At 63.6% G+C, this 9,247-nt stretch carries 10 protein-coding genes; 1 reads left to right on the top strand and 9 read right to left on the bottom strand.

What is annotated here, in order from left to right:
* The 9 genes from AC5DC2_RS14060 to AC5DC2_RS14020 all read right to left on the bottom strand — a co-directional run.
* Nucleotides 1-464: DUF2207 domain-containing protein (locus AC5DC2_RS14060; protein ID WP_491698919.1), on the bottom strand; the 464-nt coding region annotated here is incomplete at its 3' end.
* 371 nt (nucleotides 465-835) lie between these two features.
* Nucleotides 836-2,101, bottom strand: coding sequence for a 3-phosphoshikimate 1-carboxyvinyltransferase (gene aroA / locus AC5DC2_RS14055; RefSeq protein ID WP_491698918.1), 1,266 nt, complete (start codon nucleotides 2,099-2,101; stop codon nucleotides 836-838).
* A 152-nt stretch (nucleotides 2,102-2,253) separates the two neighbouring features.
* Nucleotides 2,254-2,817: a LemA family protein gene (locus AC5DC2_RS14050; RefSeq protein ID WP_491698917.1), complete on the bottom strand. Its 564-nt coding sequence runs from the start codon at nucleotides 2,815-2,817 to the stop codon at nucleotides 2,254-2,256.
* Between the two features lie 54 nt (nucleotides 2,818-2,871).
* Nucleotides 2,872-3,816: a glycine--tRNA ligase subunit alpha gene (locus AC5DC2_RS14045; protein ID WP_024708011.1), complete on the bottom strand. Its 945-nt coding sequence runs from the start codon at nucleotides 3,814-3,816 to the stop codon at nucleotides 2,872-2,874.
* Nucleotides 3,817-3,940: 124 nt separating this feature from the next.
* Nucleotides 3,941-5,434: a sodium/proline symporter PutP gene (gene putP, locus AC5DC2_RS14040; protein WP_491698916.1), complete on the bottom strand. Its 1,494-nt coding sequence runs from the start codon at nucleotides 5,432-5,434 to the stop codon at nucleotides 3,941-3,943.
* 344 nt (nucleotides 5,435-5,778) lie between these two features.
* Complete coding sequence (locus tag AC5DC2_RS14035; RefSeq protein ID WP_024708009.1) at nucleotides 5,779-5,973, bottom strand: hypothetical protein; 195 nt, start codon at nucleotides 5,971-5,973, stop codon at nucleotides 5,779-5,781.
* 10 nt (nucleotides 5,974-5,983) lie between these two features.
* Nucleotides 5,984-6,850: a S49 family peptidase gene (locus AC5DC2_RS14030; protein ID WP_491698915.1), complete on the bottom strand. Its 867-nt coding sequence runs from the start codon at nucleotides 6,848-6,850 to the stop codon at nucleotides 5,984-5,986.
* A 69-nt stretch (nucleotides 6,851-6,919) separates the two neighbouring features.
* On the bottom strand, nucleotides 6,920-7,711 hold the full coding sequence (locus tag AC5DC2_RS14025; protein ID WP_491698920.1) for a tRNA1(Val) (adenine(37)-N6)-methyltransferase: 792 nt from the start codon (nucleotides 7,709-7,711) through the stop codon (nucleotides 6,920-6,922).
* 5 nt (nucleotides 7,712-7,716) lie between these two features.
* Nucleotides 7,717-7,947, bottom strand: coding sequence for a putative signal transducing protein (locus tag AC5DC2_RS14020; protein ID WP_024708006.1), 231 nt, complete (start codon nucleotides 7,945-7,947; stop codon nucleotides 7,717-7,719).
* Between the two features lie 102 nt (nucleotides 7,948-8,049).
* Between AC5DC2_RS14020 and AC5DC2_RS14015 the strand changes: the two genes are divergently transcribed.
* Entirely contained in the window at nucleotides 8,050-9,066 is a 1,017-nt protein-coding gene (locus AC5DC2_RS14015; RefSeq protein ID WP_024708005.1) for a polyprenyl synthetase family protein, read from the top strand.
* Nucleotides 9,067-9,247 lie beyond the last annotated feature (181 nt).

The raw sequence follows: 9,247 nt of genomic DNA, 5'->3' as shown, positions 1-9,247 counted from the left end.
AGCGTGATCGTCGCGGTCGCCTGCTCGATCGGGAAGGCCCAGAAATTGCCGGTGGCGTTCCAGTAGATTTCGTCGTGGTCGTCGAAGTAACGGACCTGACGGTCGGTCTCGTAGGTGAGCCGATAGGTGTGGTCGCCGGGCGGCAGCACCGTATCCGCGGAACCGATATAGATGCGGATGCCGTTGGTGATGCTTTCGGTGTGATGGTCTACCGGCTTGCCGTCGAGGGTGACAGACTTCAGGTCAAAGGTCACATCGCCGGTGCGGCCATCCTCCCTCTCGAAACGCAAAGGAAAGTCACGGAATATCCCGCGCCTGATCTGGTCGCCCTCGGCATGGACGGCAATGGTCTCGGTGACGTCGTAGACCCCGGATTTCTCGACGGTGACATCGGAGGTGAAGCTGTTGATGACCTCGGCGGCATGGACGGGTGCTGCGGCGAGGAGAAGTGTTGTGAGTAGCACGGCGATGCCGCGCGCGCGCCGATCTCCCCCCTTGAGGCAAGTCGGCAATGTTCGGTCTTGAGGCTTGCGCCCAATATTCTCTCCCACTTGCGGGAGAGATGCCCCGAAAGGGGCAGTGAGGGTGAAGCAGATCTTCAGTTTCGCGAGGGCTTTCGTGATGAGGGTCTCCCCCCTCACTGTCGCTGTCGCGACATCTCTCCCCTCCGGGGCGAGAAGACTTGGGGGCTCTGCGGCAAAGCCACCCGCACACCGCCCCTCAAAGGGGGAGATTGAGGGGAGCGTTGCAACAAGGGCGGTCTGTATCCTTGAAACCCACCGCATGGCTACCTCGCGCGAGACTGACAGTGTCCGGTTCGCCATGGCTTATCTCCTCAGTCTTCGTATTCGACGCCCAGTGACGCAAGCGCGTCCCAGTATCCCGGATAGGTCTTGCCGACGCAGAGCGGGTCCAAAATGGTGATGCCGGAAATCTTCAGGCCCGCGAGCGCAAAGCACATGGCGATGCGATGATCGGCAAAGGTGTCGATCTCGGCCGGCAGATGCTGACCGGCAAGGGCGGGATCGGCGTGGACGATGAGGTCGTCGCCATCTTCCTCCGCCAGTCCCTCGCGGATTGCGTTGAGACCGAGCGACAGCGCCCGGGTGCGGTCGCATTCCTTGACGCGCAAGTTCTCGATGCCGGTAAAGCGCACCGGGGTTTCGTTGAAGGCGGCGAGCACCGCAAGCGTCGGCACGGCGTCCTGCATCTGGCTGCCGTCGATTTCCGCCGGCATATGCGGGAAGGACGCGATCACGCCATAGGCCTTGGCATCGGGCTGGGTGAATTTTTCAGCCGGCGTGCCGATGTCGATGGCACCGCCGGTGAGCTTTTCCGCCGCCCAGAGATAGGTCGCGGCAGAGGCGTCAGGTTCGATGTGGAAATCGGCCGCGCGGTAGCCGGTCGGCAGAACCGTCCACGTCGCCTCGTCCACCTGTTCGACCTTGGCGCCGAAGGCGGCCATGGCATCGAGCGTGAGGCCGATATAGCCGCGCGCGCCGATCTCCGTGCCCGTCAGCGCGATCGTCGCCGGCTCGCTCGTGCCCTGCGGCGCAAGCGGGGCCGCCATCAGAAGGGCGGAGACATACTGGCTGGACAGCCCGGCGTCGATTTCGACCCGGCCCGTGCCGAAATGGCCCTGGCCCTCGATCGTTACAGGCGGGCAGCCGGTCGGCGCCTCCGCCTTGATGCCAAGGCTCTGGAGCGCGATCACCAGAGGGGCGATCGGACGCTTGTGCATATGCTCGTCGCCATCGACGATCACAATGCCCTCGACGGCTGCGGCCGCTGCCGTCAGAAATCGCGTCGCCGTGCCCGCATTACCGAGGAAGAGCGGGCCGGACGGCGCTTCCAGCCGTCCCGTTCCGGTCACGACGAAGCTGGTGTCATCCGGTTCGTCCACGCGAACGCCCATGGCCCGCAACGCGTTGGCCATATGGCGGGTGTCATCGCTTTTCAGCGCGCCCGTCAGTCGGCTGGTGCCGCGGGCAAGGCCTGCGAGCAGCAGCGCGCGGTTGGTAATCGACTTGGAGCCGGGCGGACTGACCTTGCCGGAAAGCGCGTGGCCGGGCGGAATGACGGTGAGCCTGTTATTGTTCATGCGTAAGACTTTCATTCGGAGCGCGTCCAGGAAAAGTGGATGCCGGTTTTCCGTCCGGACGCGCGTAAAACAAACCAGAGCGCGTCCAGGAAAAGTGGACGCCGGTTTCCCTCCGGACACGCAAAAAAAGGCGCGGTTCGGGCGCGGGAAAATCAGAACGAAACGTTGGGAACCGCCCGGTCGGCGGGTTCGTCGATCTCGAAATAGTCGCGCTTCTCAAAGCCGAACTGGCCGGCAATGATGTTGCTCGGGAAGCTCTCGACCTTGACGTTCAGCTCGCGGGCCGCGCCGTTGTAATACCGCCGCGCCATCTGGATCTCGCTTTCGGTCTTTTCGAGCGAGGCCTGCAGATCGGCGAAGTTCTGGTTGGCCTTGAGGTCCGGATAGGCTTCCGAAAGCGCGAAGAGACGGCCAAGCGCCTGGGTCAGCTCGCCTTCGGCCTCAGCGCGGCCGGTAACATCATTGGCGGCGACCGACTGCGCCTTGTTGCGCTTTTCGACGACCTCTTCCAGCGTGCCGCGCTCGTGGCTCGCATAACCCTTGACGGTCTCGACTAGGTTCGGGATGAGATCGGCGCGGCGCTTCAACTGCACGTCGATGCCGGACCAGGCCTCTTCGGCCGTCTGGCGGGCGCGCACCAGCGCGTTGTAGAGCGAAATCACGAAGCCCGCGATCGCGCCGATGATCACGATCAGGATGATAAGGGTTGTCAGCATGCGCGTCTCCCAAGCTCAACGATCAGGCGCGGCCAACAGCGCCCCTCGATCAGGTCAGGCCGCCTCCGGCTGGAACCCGCCTGCTTCCGTCAGAAGATAGGCTTCTCCGCAGGCTTTGGCCAGTGTGCGGACCCTGAGGATATAGCTCTGGCGCTCGGTGACCGAGATCACGCCACGCGCATCGAGAAGATTGAAGAGATGCGAGGCCTTGATGCACTGGTCATAGGCCGGAAAGACGCATTTGTGCAGGCTTGCCGCTTCGCCCGGCGCTCCGGCCGCAAGCAGCGCCCGGCATTCGGCCTCGGCGTCGAGAAAATGCCGGTGCAGCATCTCGGTATTGGCGTATTCGAAATTGTGGCGCGAATATTCCTGCTCGGTCTGCAGGAAGACATCGCCATAGGTGACCTTCTCGTCGCCCTCGCGGCCGTTGAAGTTGAGGTCGTAGACATTGTCGACGCCCTGCACATACATCGCCAGCCGCTCCAGCCCGTAGGTCAGTTCGCCGGCAACCGGCGCGCATTCGATGCCGCAGACCTGCTGAAAGTAAGTGAACTGCGAGACCTCCATGCCGTCGCACCAGCATTCCCAGCCAAGGCCCCAGGAGCCCGTCGTCGGGTTTTCCCAGTCGTCCTCGACGAAGCGGATGTCGTGCAACAGCGGATCAAGGCCGATCGCCTTCAGCGAGCCGAGATAGAGCTCCTGCAGGTCCGGCGGCGAGGGCTTCAGCAGCACCTGATACTGGTAGTAATGCTGCAGCCGGTTCGGGTTTTCGCCGTAGCGACCGTCGGCAGGCCGGCGCGAGGGCTGCACATAGGCGACGTTCCAGCGCTTCGGACCGAGGGCGCGCAGCGTCGTCGACGGATGCAGCGTGCCGGCGCCGACTTCCATGTCGTAGGGCTGGAGAATGGCGCAGCCCTTGTCGGCCCAATAGGCCTGCAGCGTCAGGATCAGACCCTGAAAGGAACGCTTAGGGTGCATATGCGGCTTTATTTCGGACATCTCGGACATGGCATTCGGTCTCTTTGAAAGAATGACCGGTGCAGTGCCACTAAAGCGGCGAGGGGTCAAGTGGCGGCAGGCCGAGCGGCCGGGCCCGCCGGGCCCGGCTTCTTGTCAACAGGCGTTATTCCGCAGCAGGTGAAAGCGGGCGGAACTCGTCCTTGGTTGGCGTCATCAGGCTCACCACCCAGATGGCGATGAAGGCGACGATGAAGCCCGGGATGATTTCGTAGACGCCGGGCCCGCCGAGGAAGCTCGAACCCCAGCCGAGTGAAATCCAGATGATGACGGTCAGCGCGCCGGCGACGAGGCCGGCAACTGCGCCGGCGCCCGACATGCCGCGCCAGGTGAGCGACAGGATGATCAGCGGGCCGAAGGCCGCGCCGAAGCCGGCCCAGGCATTGGAGACGAGGCCGAGAACCTTCGAATCCGGATCCCAGCCGATGATGGCTGCGACGATGGCAACGACCAGCACGAAGAAGCGGCCGATATTGACCATTTCCCGCTCGCTCGCATGGCGGCGCAGGAACAGGCGGTAGAAATCCTCCGTCAGCGAGGACGAGGCCACCAGAAGCTGGCTCGAGATCGTGCTCATGATCGCCGCCAGAAGGGCCGCCAGCAGGAAGCCGGTCACCAGCGGAACGAAAAGCTGGTTGGCCAGGACGATGAAGATGGTCTCCGGGTCGGCGATGTCGATATTGTTGCCGACCACATAGGAGCGGCCGAAAATGCCGAGCCCGACGGCGCCGGCAAGCGAGATGATCATCCAGGCCATGCCGATATTGCGCGCCTTCGGCACGTCTTCCACCGAACGCACGGCCATGAAGCGGACGATGATGTGCGGCTGACCGAAATAGCCGAGCCCCCATGCGACCGCCGAAAGGAAGCCGACAACCGTCAGTCCGTGGAACATCGACAGGAAGTTGGGGTCGACGCTGAGCATCCGCGCCTCCGATACGCCGATGCCGCCGGCCTTGTAGACGACGACGAGCGGCATGATCACGAGCGCCAGCATCATGATGCAGCCCTGGACGAAGTCAGTCAGGCTGACGGCAAGAAAGCCGCCGATCAGCGTGTAGACCAGAACGATGCCCATCGTCAGGATGATGCCTGTCTGGTAGGCGCTGAGACTGCCGATGTGGATGAGGTCCGGAAAGGCTGTGTCGAACAGCTTGCCGCCGGCGACAAGGCCCGAACCGGTATAGACCGCGAAGAAAACGACGATGACGATTGCCGATACGCTTCGAAGCGCCATCGCCTTGCTCGGGAAGCGTTTCGACAGGAACTCCGGAATGGTCAGGCTGTTGTCGTAGCGCTCGGTCTGCTCGCGCAGGCGCGGCGCGACGATGATCCAGTTGAAGAAGGCGCCGATGACAAGGCCGACGCCGATCCAGCTCTGCGTGAGGCCGGACACGAAGAGCGCGCCGGGAAGGCCCATCAGCAGCCAGCCGCTCATGTCGGATGCGCCTGCGGACAGTGCCGCGACAGCCGGCGAAAGCTGTCGTCCGCCGAGCATGTATTCCTCGGAATTGGACGTGGACTTGCGCCAGGCATAAATGCCGATGGCGATCATCAGGACGAAATAGAGTGTCAGGCTGACTGTGACGCCGAAGCTCATGGCAGGTTCCCTTGCTTGAGGTTTGAACCGATCCGGTTCCTCGAGAGGAAATCGCGAGCGCCTCATGCCGCCGCGCCTTCCGTTTTCCGGGGAGTTGCCTGTCCGGAGAGAGCCCTCGAGCCAGGGAAATGGCAAGGAAGGATCACCCCGTCAGAATCGGCGCATTGCGCAACTCCGCGTGAGCGGTTCGCAGCTTGTCGGCGATTGGATTTTGCCGCTCACAGACAAAGTGTAACACTTTGATGAAAGTGGCGGCAAGTCGGTTGAAAAATGTCAATTTCGTGGCAGAAGGCGGCGGCGATCTTTCGAGGTTCGCGAGGCTTTGCGGACTGAAGGTGCCCGCTTCAGGGCGCGTCGGTCTTCTTCACGTAATATTCGCCGGTCGCCGGGTCCTTCACCAGCGTGCCCGTGGCGCCGTTCTTCTGCTCGGCGCGCTTCTGCTCGCCGCGCGCGGTCACGGCTTCCGCGTCGTTGATGAACTTGCGGTAGAGCATGTAACCGCCGCCCGCAATGGCGGCGAGAACCATAAGCCGTCCCATATCGCTCTCCTCACAAACCGTAGCGCGCCCATAATGCGCGTTCTTCCGCCGTCTCGGCAAGACCCGAAGCGAGGCCCGCGCCGATTTCGGGGGCGGAAAGGCCGATGCCGGCAACTCCCGGCTTGGCACGGCCGAGAAGATTGGTCGGCGTCGAGACGAGCTTCATCTCCGCCTTGTCGCCGTAACGCGCCTTCAGCGTCGCGCGCATCTCGCCGATGCCGTCGACCAGGCCGAGCTCCGCGCCCCTGATGCCGCTCCAGAACAGGCCGGAAAAGAGGTCCGGGTCGTCGGCGAGTTTGTCTCCGCGCCGTTCCTTCACCATCTGGATGAAGACCTGGTGGATTTCGCCTTGCAGGTTCTTGAGGAAGGCGATGTCTTTTTCCTTTTCCGGCTGGAAGGGGTCGAGCATCACCTTGTTCTCGCCGGCGGTGTAGACGCGTCGCTCCACCCCGATCTTCTCGATCAGCCCGGTAAAGCCGAAACCGCCGGAGACGACGCCGATGGAGCCGACGATCGAGGTCGGGTCGACGAAAATCTCGTCGCCGGCGAGCGCGATCATGTAGCCGCCGGAGGCCGCGACATCCTCGACGAAGACCAGCACCTTCTTGTTCTTTTCCTCGGAAAGCGCGCGGATGCGGCTGAAGATCAGGCGCGATTGAACGGGAGAGCCGCCGGGCGAATTGAGCGAGATCGCAACGCAGGGGCTTGTCTTCATCGAAAACGCCTTGTCGAGCGCGGCAGAGACGGAGGCGAGGTTGAGGCTGCGCCGGCCGGGGGAGCCGCCGGCCATGATTGCGCCTGAAAGCCGCACCACCGGAATGATCGTCTTGTCCTTGCGGAACCGCTTGGGGATCAACCCGGAAACCAGCTGCTTCATCCTGTCCTCGCCTTGCAAAAAACGTTTCAACGCATGTATGCGCAGCCACGGCAAAGACAAGGGCGCGGCTCAAAGATTCGCGCGCCGCGTCACGCTGTTGCGCGGATAGGCTGTGCGGCCGTTATTGAGGTCGTCGACGAGCGGCAGGAAGGCGTGGCCGTCGCTTGCGTGCATGACGAGGGGCGCGCGCAGCGAAAGCCTGGCGCGCGATCCCTTGACGGCGGAGACGAGAATGCGGAACGCCTCCTCGTCCTTTCGGGCGTGGATCGGCGTGATCTCGATGCCGCCGAAGCGCTTTCCGCATGCCGCGATGATGTCGGCGATCGACTGCGGCCTTGCGATCAGCGAGAGCGTGCCGCCGGGCTTCAAAATGGCGCCGGCGGTGCGGATCCAGTGTTCGAAAAGCCCGTCCGTCATGGCATGGGCGACGCCCTTCAGCGCATCGGGGGTGCGGCGGTCCGCCGTCCAGTTGAAGGGCGGGTTCATGATCACATGGTCGAACGTGTCATCGGTGAGGCCGGCGGCGTTGCGGGCCGCGCCCCTCAGGGTCACATCGGCTTCGAAGACCGCAACCCGCCCCGACAGCGCCTCGTTTTCGGCAAGCGCCAGCGTTTCGCGGGCGTAATCCGCCATTTCGGCGGAGATCTCGAAAAGGCTCACGTCGGCCTCAGGCAGGCGCGCGGCAACAGCAAGGCCGGCGGCGCCCGCGCCTGCGCCGAGATCGGCGACCTTCAGCCGGCCGTCTCCCTCCACCATGGATGCCAGAAGCATGGCGTCCATGCCCGCCCGGTGGCCGCGGCCCTTCGGCTGGACCAGATGGAAGCGGCCGCGATGGAAGGCATCGATCGTCTTTTCAGGCATCGCGCTCACTCAGGCTTCAGTTCCTTGCCAAGCCCGGCCTCGGTCAGGATCGCGCGCGCTTCGGCCAACTGGCCCTCCTCCACCATCAGCCGGCGCGGCAGGAGGCCGAGCGAGCCTTCCATCACGCTCATCGACCGGTCGGCCACGAAAAAGTGAATCCCGGCGTCCTTCAGCAGGCTCTCGGCAAGGCCCAGAACCACCGCGTCATTGGTCCGCATCAGATTGGTCAGGCCCATGTCAAACTCCCGAATTTCATTGAAAAGGAACAATTTGCCCCTTGTCGCTCCCGCCGCCGCTCCCTATTGTCGGCTGACAGAATTCAACAGGAGCGTGCTGCTTTGGGCGCCGTTACACCGCTGGCAAAAGAGAACAAACCATCAGGCTCGGTCAAGCCCATCGTGGACCTGACCGCCGCAGACATGGAGCGCGTCAACAGGCTTATCCTGTCAAAGGCCGGCTCCGATGTCGAGATGATACCTGAAGTTGCCAATCACCTGATTTCCTCGGGCGGCAAGCGCCTGCGTCCGATGCTGACGCTGGCGACGGCCGCAATGTTCGGTTATCGCGGCGACCATCACGTCTATCTCGCCACCAGCGTCGAGTTCATGCATACCGCGACCCTTCTGCATGACGATGTCGTTGACGAGAGCGACATGCGGCGCGGCAAGTCATCGGCGCGGATGATATGGGGCAACCAGGCGAGCGTGCTTGTCGGCGATTTCCTGCTCGGCCAGGCCTTCCGCATGATGGTGGAGACCGGATCGATGGAGGCGCTCAAGGTGCTTTCCAACGCCGCCGCCGTGATTGCCGAGGGCGAGGTGCTGCAGCTCTCCGTCGCCAAGAAGATGGAGACGACCGAGGACGACTACATCGCCGTCATCCGCGGCAAGACGGCCGAGCTTTTCGCCGCCGCCGCCGAAGTTGGCCCGATCATCGCCGGAGCGTCGGAGGCCGAACGCAATGCGCTGCGCGACTACGGAATGGCGCTCGGCCTTGCCTTCCAGCTTGTCGATGACGTGCTCGACTATGGCGGCTCCAGCGCCGATCTCGGCAAGAATGTCGGCGATGATTTCCGCGAGGGCAAGGTGACGATGCCGGTCATTCTCGCCCATCAGCGGGGCGATGCCGAGGAGAAGGCCTTCTGGCGCGCCGCCATCGAGGATGGCGAAAACGACGATGCCGCGCTTGAGAAGGCGCGCCGGCTGATTGCCCGGCACAACGCGCTTTCCGATTCGATTTCCCGCGCGCTTGCCTATGGCGAGACCGCTCGCGCGGCGCTGGCGCCGCTTCCCATGTCGGCCGGCCGGCATGCGCTTGAAGAAGTGATCGATTACTGCATCGCCCGCATCAGTTGACGCCGGTGGCGGGCGCGCCCGCCTTTTCCGCCGTATCGCCGATGAAAGGTTCCGCATGACGAAGACGATCCCGATGAAACGGCTCTTGACGACGGCCGCCCTTGCCGCCGCGCTGATGCTGCCTCTCCCGGCCTCTGCCGAAACGCATGGCGACGGCGATGCCGCTCTGGACGCCGCCATG

It is taken from the genome of Martelella sp., assembly GCF_984369615.1.
The sequence above is the reverse complement of the archived record's forward strand: the minus strand, read 5'-3'. Positions and strand labels throughout refer to the sequence as shown.